At 61.6% G+C, this 18,937-nt stretch carries 16 protein-coding genes and 1 pseudogene; 5 read left to right on the top strand and 12 right to left on the bottom strand.

All coding sequences use genetic code 11. The annotated features are described in order from the left end of the window. Window positions 1–10: 10 nt before the first annotated feature. Together QWJ46_RS13640 and QWJ46_RS13635 are read left to right on the top strand one after the other, a co-directional pair. Complete coding sequence (locus QWJ46_RS13640; RefSeq protein ID WP_302751602.1) at window positions 11–1,291, top strand: multidrug effflux MFS transporter; 1,281 nt, start codon at window positions 11–13, stop codon at window positions 1,289–1,291. Between the two features lie 34 nt (window positions 1,292–1,325). Next, window positions 1,326–1,798, top strand: a pseudogene (locus QWJ46_RS13635) (GNAT family N-acetyltransferase). Between the two features lie 64 nt (window positions 1,799–1,862). Here QWJ46_RS13635 and QWJ46_RS13630 read toward each other — a convergent pair. From QWJ46_RS13630 to QWJ46_RS13585, 10 genes are all read right to left on the bottom strand, one after another. Continuing rightward, entirely contained in the window at window positions 1,863–2,687 is an 825-nt protein-coding gene (locus tag QWJ46_RS13630) for an inositol monophosphatase family protein (RefSeq protein ID WP_302751600.1), read from the bottom strand. Window positions 2,688–2,720: 33 nt separating this feature from the next. Then, entirely contained in the window at window positions 2,721–3,548 is an 828-nt protein-coding gene (locus QWJ46_RS13625) for an inositol monophosphatase family protein (protein ID WP_302751598.1), read from the bottom strand. Window positions 3,549–3,596: 48 nt separating this feature from the next. Next, the gene (ttcA, locus tag QWJ46_RS13620) at window positions 3,597–4,460 is read right to left on the bottom strand and encodes a tRNA 2-thiocytidine(32) synthetase TtcA (protein WP_302751597.1); all 864 of its coding nucleotides are present in this window, start codon (window positions 4,458–4,460) and stop codon (window positions 3,597–3,599) included. 57 nt (window positions 4,461–4,517) lie between these two features. Next, window positions 4,518–5,447, bottom strand: a complete 930-nt coding sequence (locus QWJ46_RS13615) for a glutaminase (protein ID WP_302751596.1) — start codon at window positions 5,445–5,447, stop codon at window positions 4,518–4,520. Between the two features lie 72 nt (window positions 5,448–5,519). Beyond that, window positions 5,520–6,137 carry a 30S ribosomal protein S4 gene (rpsD, locus tag QWJ46_RS13610; RefSeq protein WP_064685423.1) on the bottom strand — a complete coding sequence of 206 codons (618 nt, stop codon included), beginning with the start codon at window positions 6,135–6,137 and terminating at the stop codon, window positions 5,520–5,522. 225 nt (window positions 6,138–6,362) lie between these two features. Continuing rightward, a complete protein-coding gene (locus QWJ46_RS13605) occupies window positions 6,363–7,874 on the bottom strand; it encodes an ATP-binding protein (RefSeq protein ID WP_302751595.1) in 1,512 nt (503 codons plus the stop codon). A 128-nt stretch (window positions 7,875–8,002) separates the two neighbouring features. Beyond that, window positions 8,003–8,803, bottom strand: coding sequence for a glutamate racemase (murI, locus tag QWJ46_RS13600; protein ID WP_064705128.1), 801 nt, complete (start codon window positions 8,801–8,803; stop codon window positions 8,003–8,005). Continuing rightward, window positions 8,784–9,614 carry an RNA methyltransferase gene (locus tag QWJ46_RS13595; RefSeq protein ID WP_302751593.1) on the bottom strand — a complete coding sequence of 277 codons (831 nt, stop codon included), beginning with the start codon at window positions 9,612–9,614 and terminating at the stop codon, window positions 8,784–8,786. Before QWJ46_RS13595 ends, murI begins: the two co-directional genes overlap by 20 nt. A gap of 4 nt (window positions 9,615–9,618) precedes the next feature. Beyond that, on the bottom strand, window positions 9,619–11,664 hold the full coding sequence (locus tag QWJ46_RS13590) for an FUSC family protein (protein WP_302751592.1): 2,046 nt from the start codon (window positions 11,662–11,664) through the stop codon (window positions 9,619–9,621). 96 nt (window positions 11,665–11,760) lie between these two features. Continuing rightward, window positions 11,761–12,303: a hypothetical protein gene (locus QWJ46_RS13585; RefSeq protein ID WP_302751591.1), complete on the bottom strand. Its 543-nt coding sequence runs from the start codon at window positions 12,301–12,303 to the stop codon at window positions 11,761–11,763. 191 nt (window positions 12,304–12,494) lie between these two features. Here QWJ46_RS13585 and QWJ46_RS13580 point away from each other — a divergent pair, with 191 nt between their 5' ends. From QWJ46_RS13580 to QWJ46_RS13570, 3 genes are all read left to right on the top strand, one after another. Next, a complete protein-coding gene (locus QWJ46_RS13580) occupies window positions 12,495–13,706 on the top strand; it encodes an NADP-dependent isocitrate dehydrogenase (RefSeq protein WP_302751590.1) in 1,212 nt (403 codons plus the stop codon). A gap of 70 nt (window positions 13,707–13,776) precedes the next feature. Next, a complete protein-coding gene (locus QWJ46_RS13575; RefSeq protein WP_302751589.1) occupies window positions 13,777–14,223 on the top strand; it encodes a GNAT family N-acetyltransferase in 447 nt (148 codons plus the stop codon). A gap of 67 nt (window positions 14,224–14,290) precedes the next feature. Next, complete coding sequence (locus QWJ46_RS13570) at window positions 14,291–14,917, top strand: glutathione S-transferase family protein (RefSeq protein ID WP_285193801.1); 627 nt, start codon at window positions 14,291–14,293, stop codon at window positions 14,915–14,917. A 47-nt stretch (window positions 14,918–14,964) separates the two neighbouring features. Here QWJ46_RS13570 and QWJ46_RS13565 read toward each other — a convergent pair whose 3' ends face one another. Further along, window positions 14,965–15,816: a GyrI-like domain-containing protein gene (locus QWJ46_RS13565; protein ID WP_302751588.1), complete on the bottom strand. Its 852-nt coding sequence runs from the start codon at window positions 15,814–15,816 to the stop codon at window positions 14,965–14,967. 352 nt (window positions 15,817–16,168) lie between these two features. Next, window positions 16,169–18,823, bottom strand: coding sequence for an alanine--tRNA ligase (alaS, locus tag QWJ46_RS13560; protein ID WP_302751587.1), 2,655 nt, complete (start codon window positions 18,821–18,823; stop codon window positions 16,169–16,171). Window positions 18,824–18,937 lie beyond the last annotated feature (114 nt).

Here is an 18,937-nt window from a genome sequence, read left to right as displayed (position 1 = left end):
ATTTCACCGCATGACGCCGCCGCATAAACCGCACCAGGAAAACCAGGGTTCCCGCCGCATCGGCATGGGCTTCGGCGAATTCGTCGTCACCATCGCCATCATGACCGCCAGCATTGCCATGGCAATCGACAGCATGCTGCCGGCATTGCCCAATATCGGCCATTCCCTCGGTGTCACCAACACCAACGACGCGCAGCTCATCATCGGCGTGTTCTTCCTCGGCTTCGGCGTCTCGCAGATATTCTTCGGCAGCCTTTCCGACACTTTCGGCCGCCGCAACATCCTGCTCGGAGGCCTCGCCTGCTATGTGGTCGCAATGTTTGCCGCTGCGGCAACAGCGAGCTTCGAAATGCTCCTCCTCATGCGCTTCATTCAGGGCGTAGGCGGCGCGGCCGTGCGCATCACCACCATGGCCATCGTCCGCGACTGCTTCGGCGGCCGCGAAATGGCCCGCGTCATGTCCTATGTCATGATCGTCTTCATGATCGTGCCGATCGTCGCCCCTTCGGTCGGCCAGCTCATCATCCTCTATGCCAACTGGCACTGGATCTTCATCCTGCTCGGCGCCGTCGCCAGCATCCTGTTCGTCTGGGCTCTTCTACGGCTGAAGGAATCGCTTCCCCCGGCAGAACGCCTGCCGCTGTCGGTCGGCTCTGTCGCAGACGGCTTCAAGACCGTGCTGACCAACCGCATCACCTGCGGCTACATGATCGGTCTGACCATGTTCACCGGCGTCATCAGCGCCTACGTGATTTCCGTTCAGCAGGTTTTCGGCGAAGTCTATGGTCTCGGTGACTGGCTGCCGATCGCCTTTGCGGCGACCGCCGGCGGCATTGCCGTCGCCAATTTCGCTAACGGCTTCTTCGTCCGCAAATTCGGCATGCGGCGCATCTCGCACGCCGCGCTGCTGATCTTCACGGCCTTGTCGGCTCTCGGCTTCGTCATCGCCTTGGCGGGCAAGCCGGATTTCGCCACCGCCTACAGCATCTTCACCATCGTCCTGATGATGTTTGCGGTGATCGCCACCAATTTCACCGCCATCAGCCTCGAGCCGATGGGCAATCTCGCCGGCACGGCGACCGCCATCACCGGCTTCGTCTCGACGACCTTCGGCGCCATCTTGGGCGGCCTGGTCGGTCAGATGTTCAACGGCACGGTGCAGCCGCTCTTCGGCGGCTTCGCGCTGTTCGGCCTGCTGACGATCGCCGCCACGCTGTGGGCTGAGAACGGCAAGCTCTTTACCCATCCCGGCGACAGCCCGCAACTCGATCCGGGCGCGGCTCACTTCTGAGGCAGGAGCACCGGATCAACTCAAGGCGGTCTTGATGGACGAGCGAATTCTGATCAGGCCTTATGTACCGGGTGACGTGGACGCCACGATCGAGATTTTTCTCCGCTCCATCCGGGAAGTCTCGTCGAAAGACTATTCCGCCGCTGAGATCGAAGCTTGGGCAAAGGTGGAGGATCGTGGCCTATGGGCGGAGCGAAGGATAAGCAGGCCCGGCTGGATCGCGGAAATCGACGAAGAGCCGGTTGGATTTTCCGATCTGACGGACGACGGATGCCTTGATATGATGTTCGTTCACCCTGACTTTCAGGGCGCGGCATCGCAAGCGGCCTGTTGCGCAGAGTCGAGGAGGAAGCTTCGAGCCTCAGATTCAAGCGAATCTATACCGAAGCCAGCCGCACGGCTCGGCCATTTTTTGAACGCAAAGGATTCCGTGTGATAACCCGGCAAATCGTCGAGAAGCGCGGACAAGGCCTGGAAAACTTCCTGATGGAAAAGTTCTACGGCTGAATTGCCAAAGTCTCCCCTCCAATCCCACGTTGCGACCGGCTTTGCGACGGCCGGTCGCATAGGTTTAGACGGTAACGACCTCACGCCGCAGCGTGTCCCATGATGCCTTGTCGGGCGCAATCAGCAGTCCGCCGTCGAGATGCTGCGGCAGGTAGGGCGAGCCGTCGAAGCGGGCGGCATAGGCGCCGGCCTCCTGAGAGATCAGCGTGCCGGCAAGATGATCCCAAGGCATCAGCTTGTTGTACATCAGGTAATGGACGTGCCCGCCGGCAAGGGTGCGGTATTCGTGGGCAGCACAGCGGTAGTTGGTGAGGAAACGCACCTTGGCGAGATTGCCAAGGACCTCGGCGCGCTTCTCCACCGGCAGGTAGCCGGTCGAAGCCATGCCGACCATCTGGTCGAGCTCGACAGGCTCGGCAGCGCGCAGTCGCTGGGCGTCGCCATCGGGCCGGCGAAGCCAGGCACCACCGCCCTTCTCCGCCATCACCCAGTCGTCGCCCATCGGATCGTAGATAATGCCGGCAACGGTTTCGCCGCCTGATATGACCGAGGCCATGACACCGAAGGCCGGGATGCCGGCGGCGAAGTTGAATGTTCCGTCGACCGGATCGACCACGATCGCGAGATCGGCATCGGCAAGCCTACCAAGCAGCGTCGGGTCGGCCGCGACCGACTCTTCCCCGAGGAACAGCGCGTCCGGCCAGAGCCGTTGCGCTTCCGACTTGATCATCCGCTCGGCCTGCTCGTCGGCCTCGGTGACAAGATCGGTCGCCTCGCTCTTGGCGCGCACCTCATCCCGGCCGAGCCGGCGGAAGCGCGGCAGGATCTCGGCCTTTGCCGCGCGGCGCAAGAGATCGGCAAGAACAGTCACGTCAACGTTTGTTGTCATATCAAATCCTATCACTTCGGCCGAGGCCTTATATCAGATGCCGACGATCTCGCGGCGAACCAGCTGCCAGCTTTCCTTATCGGGCGCAGAGATAATGCCGCCGGTCGTCTCGCCCGGACGATAGGGCGTGCCATCGAATTTCGCCGTGTGGCCGCCCGCCTCCTGGTGCGCGAGCACGCCGGCCAGGTGATCCCAGGGCATCAGCTTCGCATGCCCGATGAAATGCATCTTGCCGGATGCGACCATCCAATATTCATAGGCCGAGCAGTTGAAGGCGAAGGTCATCCGCGCCTTCGCCATGTTGGCGCAGATTCGCGAGCGGTCGGGTTCCTCCATATGGCCCCACGACATGCCGCCGACCATCTGGTTCAAGCCGGCAGGCGCAGCCACCTTCAGCCTGCTCGATTGTCCGTCCTGGCGCGACATAAAGGCGCCCGCCCCCTTGATCGCCGTAACCGTGTCGCCGAGAGCGGGATCGTAAATGATGCCCGCGACGGTCTCGCCCCGGACAGTAACCGCAAGCATCGTTCCGAAAACGGGCAGTCCGGCGGCGAAATTGAACGTGCCGTCGACAGGATCGATGACGAAGGCAAGCTCGGCATCGGCAAGCGCCGGCACCACCGATTTATCGGCGTCATAGGCCTCCTCGCCGACGATAAGCGCTGAGGGAAAACGCTCTTTCAGCGCTGCGGTGATCCGGTGTTCGGCAAGCAGATCCGCCTGCGTCACCAGATCGGTTGCCGAGGTTTTTTCCGAAACATCCGTGTCGCCGAGGTTGCGAAAACGCGGCATGACCTCCGCACGCGCCGCCTCCCTTACGCATTCGCCGAGAAAGAGAATATCCTGATCTGAAATAGTCATGCGAATTGCTGTCCTTCATGCAAAGAGCCAGCCTGCTTAGCCGGCCTTTCATGAAGGATCGGTGACACCAAGGCTGGAAAAGTCGAAGAGTTTCGGATCGAGCAGATGCGAGGGGTTCACATGGGAAAGCGCCCGCAGCATCGTGTCCTTGCGTCCAGGCATGCGCCGTTCGATATCGGCAAGCATGTCCTTCATCGCATTGCGCTGCAGCCCGTCCTGCGAACCGCAGAGATCGCAGGGGATGATCGGAAACTGCATGGCGGCGGCGAACTTGGCGAGGTCGTCTTCGGCGGCATAGGCAAGCGGCCGCAGCACCATCAGGTCGCCCTCGTCGTTCAGAAGCTTTGCCGGCATCGAGGCAAGCCGCCCACCGTGGAAGAAATTCATGAAGAAGGTTTCGAGAATGTCCTCACGGTGATGGCCGAGGACCAGCGCGTCGCAGCCCTCCTCCCTCGCGATGCGGTAGAGATTGCCGCGCCGCAGCCGCGAACAGAGCGAGCAATAGGTGGCGCCTTCGGGCACCTTCTCCTTCACGATCGAATAGGTGTCGCGATATTCGATCCGATGCCGGACGCCGATCTTCGTCAGATAATCCGGCAGCACATGCTTCGGAAAGTTCGGCTGTCCCTGATCGAGATTGCAGGCGATGAGCTCGACGGGCAGCAGCCCGCGCCATTTGAGATCGAGCAGCAGCGCAAGCAGACCGTAGGAATCCTTGCCGCCGGAGAGGCCGACCAGCCAGCGCTTCTGTCCCTTCAGCATGTCGAAGTCATCGAAAGCCTGACGTACTTGCCTGAGCAGGCGCTTGCGCAGCTTGTTGAAGGAGACCGAACGCGGCGCATCGGCAAAGAGTGCAAGACCAACGCCGTCGTCCGCTTCGAGCTCATCCGCGATATTCGCTGCGATATTCATTGCTTGTCCTATCGAAGGTGAACTTGCCATAGCAGAAAGCAGCCTGGCAACACAGCCTCAATCGCCGAAAACCGACCAACCGGTGCGGGCCGCAAGCATCTCGAGCGCCACGGCGCCAAGCTGCGAATTGCCGACCTTGTTCAGCCCCGGCGACCAGACCGCGATCGAGGCAATACCGGGCGCTACCGCAAAAATGCCGCCGCCGACGCCGCTCTTGCCGGGCAGGCCGACATGATAGGCAAAGTCGCCCGAACCGTCATAATGGCCGCAGGTCAACATCAGCGCATTGATACGCCGCGCCCGCTTCGGCGAGACCACGGAATGACCAGTCATCGGATTGCTGCCCCGCGCCGCCAGGAACAGCCCGGCCCGGGCCAACTGTTCGCAACTCATCGCGAGCGCGCATTGATGGAAATAGACGCCGAGCACGTGATCGACGGGATGATCGAGATTGCGATAGGCGCGCATGAAATTGGCAAGCGCAACATTGCGGTATCCGGTCTGCGTCTCCGACCGCGCCACCTTGTCGTCGATGGTGATCGACTCGTCGTCGGCGAGATAACGCACGAAACGCAGCAGCTCGCCGATCGCTTCGCGCGGCGCATGGCCCGCCATGACAACGTCAGTGACAGCGATCGCGCCGGCATTGATGAAGGGATTGCGGGGAATGCCGCTCTCGTGTTCGAGCTGCACGATCGAATTGAAGGCCGATCCCGATGGTTCACGCCCGACTCGCTTCCACAGTCCCTCGCCGACCTTGCCAAGCGCCAAGGTCAGCGTGAAGACCTTGGATATGCTCTGGATCGAAAAGGCGATATCGGCATCGCCGACGCGATAGACCTGCCCGTCAACGGTGACGATCGCCATGCCGAACTGCCGCGGGTCCACCTTGGCAAGCTCGGGAATATAGTCGGCGACCTTGCCCTCGCCGATACGTGGCAGGATATCGCTGTAGATGCTATCGAGGGTCGCCTGCAAATCCGCCATCGCTTCTCTCCGGATAACAAAAAAGCCGCCCGAAAGAGCGGCTTTTCCATATGCGAAAACGCCTGGTTTTTCTTAACGCGAATAGAATTCGACGACCAGATGCGGTTCCATGACGACCGGGAACGGAACGTCGCTGAGGGTCGGAACGCGGCCGTAGGTGGCGACCATCTTGTTGTGATCGACTTCGATATAGTCGGGAACGTCGCGCTCGGCGAGGCTGACGGCTTCCAGAACAGTCACCAGCTGCTTCGACTTTTCGCGAACTTCGATGACGTCGCCGGCCTTGCAACGGTAGGAACCGATGTTGACGCGGACGCCGTTGACGGTCACGTGGCCATGGTTGACGAACTGACGGGCAGCAAAGACCGTCGGAACGAACTTGGCGCGATAGACGATCGCGTCGAGGCGCGATTCCAGCAGACCGATCAGGTTTTCCGAGGTGTCGCCCTTGCGGCGGGCGGCTTCTGCGAAGATCGCGCGGAACTGCTTCTCGCGCAGGTCACCGTAGTAACCCTTGAGCTTCTGCTTGGCGCGCAGCTGCACACCGAAGTCCGACAGCTTGCCCTTGCGGCGCTGGCCGTGCTGGCCCGGGCCGTATTCGCGGCGGTTCACCGGGGACTTCGGACGGCCCCAGATGTTTTCGCCCATACGGCGGTCAATTTTGTACTTGGACGATTCGCGCTTGCTCATCGTATTTCCTTTCAAAGGTTTATGGCGGCTTGTTGCCAAACCGCGCGAAGGAAACACGCCCTCCTCTGACCTCTGCCGAGACCTGACAGGATGTTTCGGTTACGCGAACAGAAACCATCCACGGGACATGTCAAATGAAACACCGGACATTGCTGCCCGGTGCTTGGAGCGGTCTTTAGAGGCCCGTCATGAAAATGTCAACTGCGCCAAAGTCCGAAAACGCCACTATTCCGCTGCCAACGGCTGATCGCCCGTATCCGGCGCGTTCGCATCGCCCGGCGCCGTCTGACAATTCATGTCGGGGAACGCCACAATGCGCCTGCCGGAGAAATCCGTGTGCACGACGACGACCCCCTGTTCCTCGAAATAACCGAGCAGCCGTCGGGCGCGCCGCGTCGAATGCGTGCCGTAGGCACGGGCAATGCGCGCGTCGGACGGGCACGGTTCGCCGCAGACAGCGGCCTTCGCGAGCATCAGGAAGACACCCTGCAAATCGTCGGTGACGCCCGCCGACAGCGACAGCGCCGTCGACCACTGATCGCTCGCGGCTGTTGCCGCATCGACGCCGGAGCGCGAAATCGCCACGCGCCGGCGGAAATCCGGCAGCGCGATCGGCGGTCCCGGCACGCGGCGCATGCGCAGCCGGACAAGGAAGTCCTGGTAAAGCACGGAATCGGTGCGGAAGGCGGATGCGGGATCGTCGAGAATTTCGGCGAGCACGCCGGCAAGGCGCTCCTCCCGCTCCTCGGGCGAGATCTCCGCCTGGCTCGCCCTCGCCTCCACCGGCGCTGGGGGTGCCGCCGCCGTCGAGCGCGAGAGTTCGGCCAGGATATCGGTCGTCGGCCGCGGCGCCGGCGGCGGGCGACGCACGAGCGGGCGCTGGAACTCTTCCGGGTCGGGCGTGAAGATCAGGTCCTCGACGTCCTGGGGTGCATCCGGCAGCGGCATCAGCTTCGGGCTGGAGGAGCGCGCCGAGGTCTCCACGGCGCCGATCTGGATCGGCAGCGGCCGGCGCGACAAGGCCGGCCCGAGGGCGACGAAATTGCCGCGCTTCAGATCCCGGAACATTTCCGCCTGGCGCCGGTCCATGCCGAGCAGGTCGGCGGCGCGCGCCATGTCGATATCGAGGAAGGTGCGGCCCATCAGGAAGTTCGAGGCTTCGGCCGCGACATTCTTGGCGAGCTTCGCAAGCCGCTGCGTGGCGATCACGCCGGCAAGCCCGCGCTTGCGGCCGCGGCACATCAGATTGGTCATCGCGCCCAGAGACATCTTGCGCGCATCTTCCGAAACATCGCCGCCGACAGAGGGCGCAAACATCTGCGCCTCGTCGACGACGACGAGGACGGGATACCAATATTCGCGATCGGCATCGAACATGCCGTTGAGGAAGGCGGCGGCAGCGCGCATCTGCTGCTCGATATCAAGTCCTTCGAGCGTCAGAACGCAGGAAACGCGATGCTGTCGGATGCGATTGGCGATGCCTGCCAGTTCCGCCTCGGTGCGCTCGCCGTCGACGACGACATGACCGAACCTGTCGCTAAGGGTGACGAAATCACCCTCGGGATCGATGATGACCTGCTGCACCCATTGCGCGGATTGCTCGAGCAGGCGGCGCAGGAGATGTGATTTGCCGGAGCCGGAATTGCCTTGCACGAGCAGACGGGTCGCCAGCAACTCCTCGATATCGAGTGTCGCCGGAGCGCCGGACGCCAATCCCATATCGATGCCAACCTGCAATGCTGATCCTCGCGGCGAAGAGACTCACATGAATGAAGTGCCATTCTTCCGAAACGGCAACGCCCCGTCTATCAAAGAATGGACAGTATTTCAGGGCTGGATTTCGCCAACCCACAGGACAATTCCGCTCATGCCCTCAAGCCGAATCCCTGCATCAGCCGCCGCGTGGCAAAATCGGGCTTGCCTGACGTGAAGACTGAAAAGTCGAAATTATCCGGATGCACGGCATCGGCAATCAGCGGCACCAGCGTACGGGCGCGCCGCGCGATTGCCTCGGCCGGATCGAGCCAGTCGACCGGCCAAGGCGCAAGACGGCGGAAGAGGTTGGCCATGAAGGGATAGTGCGTGCAGGCAAGCACCACGATATCGGTCTTGTGCCCCTCTTTCTCGACGAAGCACTGGTCGATCTCAGCAAGCACGGCCTCGTCGGAGACCGCGTCGCCGCGAATATAGGCTTCGGCCATGCGCGCAAGATTTTCCGAGCCGACAAGCCGCACGTGGCATTGCTGCGCGAAGGACTGGATGAGGTCGCGCGTATAGGCGCGCTTTACCGTCCCCGGCGTCGCCAGCACCGAAACCAAGCCTGAGCGCGTCCGTTCCGCCGCCGGTTTGATCGCTGGCACTGTGCCGACGAAGGTCATCTGCGGAAAGGCCGCGCGCAGGTCGGCGCCGACAAGGGTGAAGGCGGTGTTGCAGGCGATGATGCAGACTTCTGGATCATGCTCTTGAAGCAGCTTGCCGAAGAGCCCGATGATGCGCTCCTTCAGCGCCTGCTCCTCCCAGCCGCCGTAGGGAAAGCCGGCATCGTCCGCGACATAGATGAAGCCGCGTTCCGGCATCAGCACACGCGCCTCGCGCAGCACGGTCAGCCCGCCTATGCCCGAATCGAAGACGAGGACGGGTTTCAGTTCATTGGTCGGCGCTGTCATCGGTTGGCGCTTCCTTGCCGGATCTGGTGAAACCGCCTTTACGCGGACTGTTACGCGAAAAGCGATCGAGGGAGGAGATGACGCCGCGCAGCACGCTGATTTCCTGTTCCGTGAAGGCCCGGCGGGAAAGAACAGCGCGAAGGTTGTCCACCATTTTCGGTTTTTTCGAGGGCGGATGGAAATAGTTGCGTGAATCGAGTGCTTCTTCCAGCTGGTCGAACAGGCCGAAGAGCTGCTCCTTTGTGGAAGGCCGCTGCTCGAGCGCCTGGAACGGCACGGCCTCCAGATCTTCCATGCCGGACTTCATCCATTCATAGGACATCAGAAGCACGGCCTGAGCAATATTCAGCGACGCGAAGGCGGGATTGACCGGGAAGGTCACGATCTCGTCAGCCAGCGCCACTTCCTCATTGGTCAGGCCCCAGCGCTCACGGCCGAAGAGAATGCCCGTTTCCTCGCCTGCCCGGAACCTTGTGCGCAGCGTTTGCGCGGCAAAGACCGGGGAGCGCACCGGTTTATAGTTGTCGCGGCTGCGCGCCGTCGTGGCGTAGACGAAATTGAGATCGGCAATCGCCTGCTCCAACGTGTCATAGACTTTGGTGGCCTCGATCACGTGGTCTGCCTTGGAGGCCGTCGCCTGCGCTTTCTCGTTCGGCCAGCCGTCGCGCGGATTGACGAGACGCAGTTCGGCCAGGCCGAAATTCGCCATGGCGCGCGCCACCATGCCGATGTTCTCGCCCATCTGCGGCTCGACCAGTATGATGGCCGGTCCTTCGGCCATAAGTTGACGCTCGCTGTTCGTGCCTGCCATGGTCTTATCCCTGTTTCGAGCGCGCAATAGCCTCGCCCGACGCAAACGGCAAGGTGTCGGCCTGCGGATAGAGCCTTTCCAGCGCCGAACCGATCATCTCGAGCCCCACCCGGGCGCCCTCTCGCGACACTGGCAAATGCCGCCCCGTCGTCCGCGACGCCCTGCGCTTGACGAAGAAACAAGCAGAGCCGCGTGGCGCCGCATCATCGATCAGCGCCAGATCCGCCGCGATCAGCCTCCTCTGATCAACGTCGGCAGGCGGTGCTTCATAGCTCCTCGCCAGGACGCGCGCCCAATAGGTGCAGGAAAGAAAGATCGCCAATGTCTGGCGGATCTGGCCAGGCCGCGTCACCACCGACCAGGGGGAGCCAAGCGGGCGGGCCGCCACCGTCACGTCGCGGTAGCAGGCATCGATCTTCTGCGACAACGCGATCAACTCGAAACCGCTCTTGCCCTCGCCGATTGCGTCAAGCAGCTCGCGCAGCGCCTGGAACCAACGGGCGACCGCAGCATCGAGCGCGCCGCGCGTGCGCGCCGGGAAAACGACGAAAGCAACTGCCGTTCCGGCCGCCGCGCCGATCATGGTCTCCCCGATGCGCAGTTTGAGAAGATCGAGCGTCAATACGCCGGTCATGCCGTAGACCAGACAGAGTACGATCGAAATGAAGAAGGTCATCGTCGCGTACGAAACCTGCAGGAAATAGAAGGCGAGAAAGATGCATATGGCCACGACCGGGATAGCGATATCAGGCTCGCCGGAAATCGACGTCGCCAGCACGAGGCCCATGGCGATGCCGAACACCGTGCCGAGCGAGCGCGACAACGCTTTCATAGCTGTATCGCCGCGCGAATTGGTGTTGGTAAAGACAAGGAAAGAGGCAAGCACCGCCCAAAACCAGCGCTCACGCGACAAGAGCAGCCCAAAGCCCATGGCGGTCGCCGCGGCGAGCGTGATCTGCAGCGCTGAACGCAGCAGCGGATTGGCCAGCGAAAAATCGATCGCTTGAGCTTGTGCTTGAGCTGTATCCTTAGCCGCATCAATGCAGGAGAAACCGGATGCACGTCCGTTGTTGATCGCCTCGGTCAGTAGCCACCGCGCTTCGCCCAGCCAGAGCAGCGCCCGTACGGTTTCGCTCTGCGGCTGATCCTTGATGGCCTCGGTTATTCGCTCATATCTTTTGAGTTCTGCCGCATCCGCCTCAATTACCGCGTGAACGAGTGCAAAGGGCGGCGGGCTCTGGAAGCTCAGCACAATAGCGCTTTCGGCGGCAAGATGCGCATCGAAGAGCCGGATCGCCAGCTCCGCAGCGGGATCGGAAGCGCCGTCGAAGACGCCCGCTGCCGGGCGCGGGATGAAGGTCTCGGCCATTAGCACCACTTCCTTCAGCCGCTCTTCCAGCTGGCGCAGTTCCTGCCGGTCGGCATCGCCGATATCGCCACTGGCAGCAAGGGCAGCGAGCCTGAAGAGGATCTGATTAATCCGCCCGCTGACACTTTCGAGCGAGCGCAGCAGATCGCGCCGCCAGTCGTCAGGTAGAAGCACCGCCCTTACCACATGTCCGACAAGCACGGAGACGACAGGCCCGATCGTCACCTCAGGCAGTTCGGCAAGCGGCGGCTGGAAATAGGCCCCCATGAAATAGGAGGTGAAGGCGAACATGCCGATCGCAAAGCCGCGCGGCCCGAACACGCGCCCCGCCGATGCGAGCAGGATGATGACGAGAAAGACGAGGTCGGAGAGAACGCGCTGATCCTCGAGCCCTGCGGCAATGGCGACGGCAACAAGGCTTACAGCACAGCCGAACAGCCGTGTCACCAGCTGGCGTGCATTGCCTTTGTCGCGCACCGCCACCCCGCCTTCGATAGACAGCACGATGCCGAGGCCGAAGGCCGCCGTCGGCAGCGGCAAGATGAAAGCTTTTATCGCAAGCAGGATCAGGAATACGAGGACGATGGTCAGCGTCACCCGCGAGGCCATGCGCAGGCGCGAAAGCGCCGGATCATTGGCAAGCAGCCAGTCGCGGAACTGAAAACGGGAAAACAAATGCATGAGCCCCTCATGCCATGAGGATAGATAGATACCCCCGCGGGAGCGGAAATCAAACCGCCGACCAGCCCCCTCCGATGCCGATCGAATGTCGCGCCCTTACTGGCCCTTGGCGATCAGCACCATGGATTCCTTGAGCGAGCTCGGCCTCTGCCCCTCTTCCCCCTGAACCATGATGTCGTCAATGACGGATTTGCCGTTCTCCTCAATCACCTCGAAACGGACAATCGTGAAGTCATCCTTGTTGGGTGCGCCTTCCATGCAGGTCGTCGCCTTGAATTTCACAGTCACCTCTGTCGTGCCGTTTGCTGGCTGGCCGCTTTCGATGGAAAGGTCCTGCAGCGGACAGGCATCCTGGCCGTTGACGATCACGTCATAATCGAAGGGCGAAATGCCGTCCTCGTCGGCCGCCGGGTTCTGGGCGGCCGCTTTGTATTTGTCGCCGAAGTCCTTGCTGTAGAGCCGGCCGAGCATGCTTTCCTCGAAAATATCGATCCAGTCGCTGACGTCGCTCGCCCAGTTCTTCTGCGTGTCCTTCATGATTTCCTTGACCGGCTCAGTCGCATCGGCCGCAAACAAAAGCCCAGGTGCGACAGACACGGCGGCAATAAGGCCGGCGAACAGAACGGCGATCTTCTTCATGGCAAAATGTCCGGGACTCGGGCGGGCTTATGCCGCGGAGGTTAGCCATTTTCCAGCACTTGGCAATGGCGGCAAAAACGTCATGTCCCTGCCCGTTGCAGCTTTGCGTTCCCGGCTCACAATGCTATAGCGCTCCGGATTACACCACCCAGCCGGGACAATATCCCCTTCCAAGCTTACGAGGCAGATACATGAAGAAGATCAAGGTCGCCAATCCCGTCGCCGATCTCGACGGCGATGAAATGACGCGCATCATCTGGCAGCTCATCAAGGATAAGCTGATCCATCCGTATCTCGACCTCGATATCGACTATTACGACCTCTCGGTCGAAAATCGCGACGCCACCAACGACCAAGTCACCGTCGATGCCGCCAACGCCATCAAGAAGTACGGCGTCGGCATCAAGTGCGCGACCATCACGCCGGATGAAGCCCGCGTCAAGGAATTCAACCTCAAGGAAATGTGGAAGAGCCCGAACGGCACCATCCGCAACATCCTCGGCGGCGTCATCTTCCGCGAGCCGATCATCTGCCGCAACGTGCCGCGCCTCGTTCCCGGCTGGACCCAGCCGATCGTCGTCGGCCGCCATGCCTTCGGCGACCAGTATCGCGCCACCGATTTCAAATTCCCCGGTAAGGGCAAGCTGACGATCAAGTTCGTCGGCGAAGACGGCACGGTCATCGAGAAGGAAGTCTTCAACGCGCCGGGCGCCGGCGTTGCCATGGCCATGTACAACCTCGACGAATCGATCCGCGAATTTGCCCGCGCCTCGATGATGTACGGCCTGATGCGCAAGTGGCCGGTCTACCTGTCGACCAAGAACACCATCCTCAAGGCCTATGACGGCCGCTTCAAGGACATCTTCGAGGAAGTCTACGAGACCGAATTCAAGGACCAGTTCAAGGAAGCCGGCATCACCTACGAACACCGCCTCATCGACGATATGGTTGCCTCGGCCCTGAAGTGGTCTGGCGGCTACGTCTGGGCCTGCAAGAACTACGACGGCGACGTTCAGTCCGATACCGTTGCCCAGGGCTTCGGCTCACTCGGCCTGATGACCTCGGTTCTGCTGACGCCGGACGGCAAGACGGTCGAAGCGGAAGCCGCTCACGGCACCGTCACCCGTCATTACCGCCAGCACCAGAAGGGCCAGGAAACCTCGACGAACTCGATCGCTTCGATCTTCGCCTGGACCCGCGGTCTCGCCCACCGCGCCAAGCTCGACGACAACGCCGAACTCGCCAAGTTCGCCTCGACGCTGGAAAAGGTCTGCGTCGACACCGTCGAATCCGGCTTCATGACCAAGGACCTGGCGCTGCTGATCGGTCCCGATCAGCCGTGGCTCTCCACCACCGCCTTCCTCGACAAGATCGACCAGAACCAGCAGAAGGCAATGGCCTAAGCAAGCCCTTTCGAAATACATTGAAGCGGCGGGGATTTCCCCGCCGTTTTTCGTTTTGGGAGAATTGAAAATGACGGTGACCGTGCGCCCGCTCGAACCTTCAGACCGTGCAGCCTGGGAACCCTTATGGGCAGCCTACCAGCGGTTCTACGAAGTGGTCATCCCCGCCGAGACAACGGATCTTACCTGGGCTCGTTTCCATGATCCCGACGAACCCATGCATGCGCTCGGGGCCTTCGACAAAGACGGCCGCCTCGTTGGCATCGCGCACACCATCTTCCATCGGTCCTGCTGGCTGCCGCAATGGACCTGCTATCTGCAGGATCTCTATGTCGAAAACAGTCAACGCGGGCTCGGCACCGGAGCCGCGCTGATCGAAGCCGTCGCCGAGCTTGCCCGCTCAACGGGTGCCGGCAGGCTTTACTGGATGACTCATGAAAGCAATGCGACCGCGCGGCGCCTCTACGACAGGATCGCCGAGCGCTCGGGTTTCATCCAGTACCGCAAAGCGCTCTAGCTCCGGGCTTGCACAAAGACTTCGCCGCGCTATTGATTCCGCACAACAGCGTCAGGAGGAGGACGTCATGAGCGAAGAGCTGGTATTCTATACGAACCCGATGTCGCGCGGCCGCATCGCGCGTTGGATGCTGGAGGAGATCGGCCAGCCCTATCGTACCGAGCTGCTGACTTTCGGCGAAACCATGAAGGCGCCGGAATATCTTCGGGTCAATCCGATGGGCAAAGTGCCGGCAATCCGCCACGGCGACACCGTCGTCACCGAATGTGCAGCGATCTGCGCCTATCTGGCAGAAACTTTCCCGGAAAAGGGCCTGGCGCCGAGGCCGGAGGAACGCGCCCGCTATTACCGCTGGATGTTCTTTGCTGCCGGCCCCCTGGAATCGGCGGTGACGATGAAGGCGCTCGGCTTCGAAATCCCTGCGGAACGCCTACGCATGGCCGGTTGCGGCGGTTTCGGCGACGTCATGAATACACTTGAGATGGCGGTCTCCCAATCGACCTACGTCACCGGCGAGCGCTTTACCGCCGCCGACGTCTATGTCGGTGCGCATATCGGCTGGGGTCTCGGTTTCGGCAGCATCGAGAAGCGCCAGGCCTTCATCGACTATTTCGGCCGCATCAGCGAGCGCGAGGCCTACAAACGCGCGAACGCATTGGACGACGAGGCCGGCAAGACGATGCAGGCTGCCTGACTGTCAATCCGGCGCGACGTCCGGAACGCCGCGCCGGGATCCAGCCGTCAGGCAAGCGGCATGTGAATATCCGTCATCAGTTCTGTCGGCGGCAAATCGCGCGGATTGTTGAGATATTCCTCGAACATGACACTGTCCTTCAACTGTCGTCCCGAGTTCGGCAGCCATTCGGAATAAAGCCACTGATAGGCCTTATACATGTCCGCATAAGGACCCTTATGGCGCAGGACGGCATAGTTGCCACCCTCGATCGTACGTCGCTCGAACGGCGCCTCGGTGGGAACTCCTGGGGTGCTGGTGACGCAGGCGATGGAGCGCAGTTTTTCGGCAGGCACGATGTCGGGATCGTCGAGATAGACGCCGATCATCCGCATATCCGGCTTGGCAAGGCCGCGGGCGTAAAGCGTGCCGAACAATGTTTCGAAGGCTTTGCCGATCTGCATGTAGGAACCGGTGTGGGCGACGCCGATCAGCTCGATCGGCTCGATCTGCCGCAGGGTAACGTCAAACATGGCTTTGGTCTTTCCGTTAGGTGAGGGTAGGAACGCTGTATGGCTTCCCTCTTTCCGGTAGCGCGCCGGCGGCATGCCATAGACCGATTTGAAGATGCGGTTGAAGGATTGGAGGTTGGGAAAGCCGGATCGCTTCGCAATCTCGCTGACGGCAAGCTCCGTACGGACAATCTCGCCCGCGGCGCGATGCAGCCTGAGCCGCTTTACGGTGGCCGCCAGCGTCTCGCCATAGATCGCCCGATAGATCCTGTGCCAGTGATAGCTCGACAGGCAGGCGATCTCGGCAAGGCGCTCCATATCCAGTTCCTCGTCGAGGTGGTCGTGAATATAGGCCGAAACCCGTCGAAGACGGGTCTCGTAAAGCGTCCATGCAGTCTCGCCGTTCATGTCGAAGCCCTCTGCAAATCGATCGACCGCAGACAACCATATATCGATTTGACAAATCTTGCGGAGTTACTGGATCCGGAGCGCCGACGCTACGCAATCGACCTGCTAAGCGGCAGAGAAAGCCTCGCGATTGTCAGCTACGCCGCCCTCCTCCCTCATTCCTGTGCTCGTCACAGGAATCCAGCCACGGCGCGTCCGCGCCGTGAATGAATCAGCACCTAAAGAAAAGTGCCTTCGCGCCCAAGGACTTGGGCGCACTGGATTCCTGTGACGAGCACCCGTGACGGAGGCTGGGGAACGCCGAATGAAGAACAAGCCTATCAGCAAACTAAGGCGGAAGCCCCAGGTCAGTTCACCCGGCAAGTGCCCCTGCAACAGCCTCAATGGCTTCTTCGGCCTTGGTACCATCCGGACCGCCGGCCTGGGCCATGTCGGGACGGCCGCCGCCGCCCTTGCCGCCGAGCGCGGCAGAAGCAACCCGCACCAGATCGACGGCGCTGAAACGCTGCACCAGATCCGGCGTCACCGCGACGACCGCGCTCGCCTTGCCGTCTTCGGAAACGCCGACCAGCGTCACGACGCCGGAGCCGATGCTGGTCTTGCCATCGTCGGCGAGGCTCTTCAAATCTTTCGGGTCGACGCCCGAGATCGCCTTACCGAGGAACTTGACACCGGCAACTTCGCGCACGGCATCAGCCGAGCCGCCCTGCCCGCCGCCCATGGCGAGCTTGCGCTTGGCGTCGGCCAATTCCTTCTCGAGCTTGCGGCGCTCGTCGATAAGCGCCTCGACGCGCGACAGGACTTCCGACGGCTGCACCTTGAGCGACGCCGCGAGCGTCTTTACGCGCTCGTCCTGCTCGGCAAGATATTCACGCGCCGTTTCACCAGTCACGGCTTCGATACGACGGACGCCGGCGCCGACTGCACTTTCGCCGAGGATACGGACGAGCCCGATCTGGCCGGTGGCCGACACATGCGTGCCGCCGCAGAGTTCGACCGAGTAAGGCTTGTCGGTCTTCGCGCCGTGCAGACCCGTGCCCATCGAAACGACGCGCACCTCATCGCCGTATTTCTCGCCGAAGAGCGCCATTGCGCCTTCGGCGATCGCGTCATCAACGCTCATCAGGCGGGTCGTGACGGGCGCATTCTGCAGAACGATCTCGTTTGCCATGTCCTCGACGACCTTCAACTCCTCGGCCGACATCGGCTTGGGGTGCGAAACGTCGAAACGCAGACGCTCGGGCGCAACCAGCGAGCCCTTCTGCGCGACATGCGTTCCGAGCACTTCGCGCAGTGCCTCGTGCAGCAGGTGGGTTGCCGAATGGTTGGCGCGCAGGCGGGAACGGCGGGCATGGTCGACAGTCAGAACCACAGCATCGCCGGTCTTGAACGAACCTTCGACAACGGTGCCGGAATGCACGAAGAGACCCTCGCCCTTCTTCTGTGTGTCCGATATTTCGATCTTGCCGTGATCAGAGGAGATGACGCCGGTATCGCCCATTTGACCACCGGATTCTCCATAGAACGGCGTCTGATTGACGACGATCTGGACCTTGTCGCCGGCCTTGGCTTCATCGGCAACGGCGCTGTCTTTGACGATCGCCTGCACCACGCCTTCAGCACTCTCTGTGTCGTAACCGAGGAACTCGGTTGCGCCGTGCTTTTCCCTAAGCTCGAACCAGACGGTTTCGGTGGCCTTCTCGCCGGAGCCGGCCCAGTGCGAGCGGGCTTCGGCCTTCTGGCGCTCCATGGCATCGGTGAAGCCGGAGATGTCGACGCCGATCTCGCGAGCGCGCAGGGCGTCTTGCGTCAGGTCGAGCGGGAAGCCGTAGGTGTCGTAAAGCTTGAAGGCGGTCTCGCCATCCAGCATGTCGCCCTTGTCGAGATCCGCGGTCGCATCCGACAGCAGCGACAGGCCACGCTCCAGCGTCTTGCGGAAGCGGCCTTCTTCGAGCTTCAGCGTCTCCGAGATCAGCGCCTCGGCCCGCACGAGTTCCGGATAGGCGCGGCCCATCTCCTGCACCAGCGTCGGCAGCAGCTTGTACATCAGCGGCTCCTTGGCGCCGAGAAGCTGGGCATGCCGCATGGCGCGACGCATGATACGGCGCAGCACATAGCCGCGGCCCTCATTCGACGGCAGCACGCCATCGGCAATCAGGAAGGCCGAGGAGCGCAGATGGTCGGCGATGACGCGGTGGCTGGCGCTGCCTTCCGCCTTGACTCCTATCATATCCTCGATGGTGCCGGTCAGCGTGCGGAAAAGATCGGTATCGAAGACGCTCTGAACGCCCTGGAGGATACAGGCCATACGTTCCAGACCCATGCCGGTGTCGATCGACGGACGCGGCAGCGGATTGCGAACCCCCGGCTCGGTCTGCTCGAACTGCATGAAAACCAGGTTCCAGAATTCCAGGAACCGGTCGCCGTCTTCCTCGGGCGAACCGGGAGGGCCGCCCCAGACGTTCTCGCCCTGGTCGATGAAAATTTCCGAACAGGGGCCGCAGGGTCCGGTATCGCCCATCTGCCAGAAGTTGTCGGAGGTCGGGATGCGGATGATCTTGTCGTCGGAGAAACCGGCGATCTTCTTCCACAGCGCCGCTGCTTCCTCGTCTTCGGAATAGACGGTCACAAGCAGGCGATGCTTCGGCAGATCGAAGCCTTCAGTCACGAGCTTCCAGGCAAGCTCGATCGCATTCTCCTTGAAATAATCGCCGAAGGAGAAATTGCCGAGCATTTCGAAGAAGGTCAGGTGACGCGCGGTATAGCCGACATTGTCGAGGTCGTTGTGCTTGCCGCCGGCGCGCACGCACTTCTGCGAGGTTGTCGCCGTCGCATAAGGACGTTTCTCAAGGCCGGTGAAGACGTTCTTGAACTGTACCATGCCGGCATTGGTGAACATCAGCGTCGGGTCGTTGCGCGGCACGAGCGGACTGGACGGAACGATCTCGTGGCCGTTCTTCTTGAAATAGTCGAGGAAGGTCGACCGGATATCGTTCACGCCGCTCATTCTATGCCCTTCAATGCGGCCCGAGGCCGGTAAATACAAATCCATCGGCTTTTAACGTTCGCCTCCGCCACTGTCCAGCCGACAAACAAAACCGGCCGCATTCTGATGAGGGAA

It is taken from the genome of Rhizobium sp. CBN3 (assembly GCF_030518245.1).
GTDB lineage: Bacteria > Pseudomonadota > Alphaproteobacteria > Rhizobiales > Rhizobiaceae > Rhizobium > Rhizobium aethiopicum_A.
Note: the sequence above shows the minus strand (reverse complement) of the source record. Positions and strands in the feature narration are given on the sequence as shown.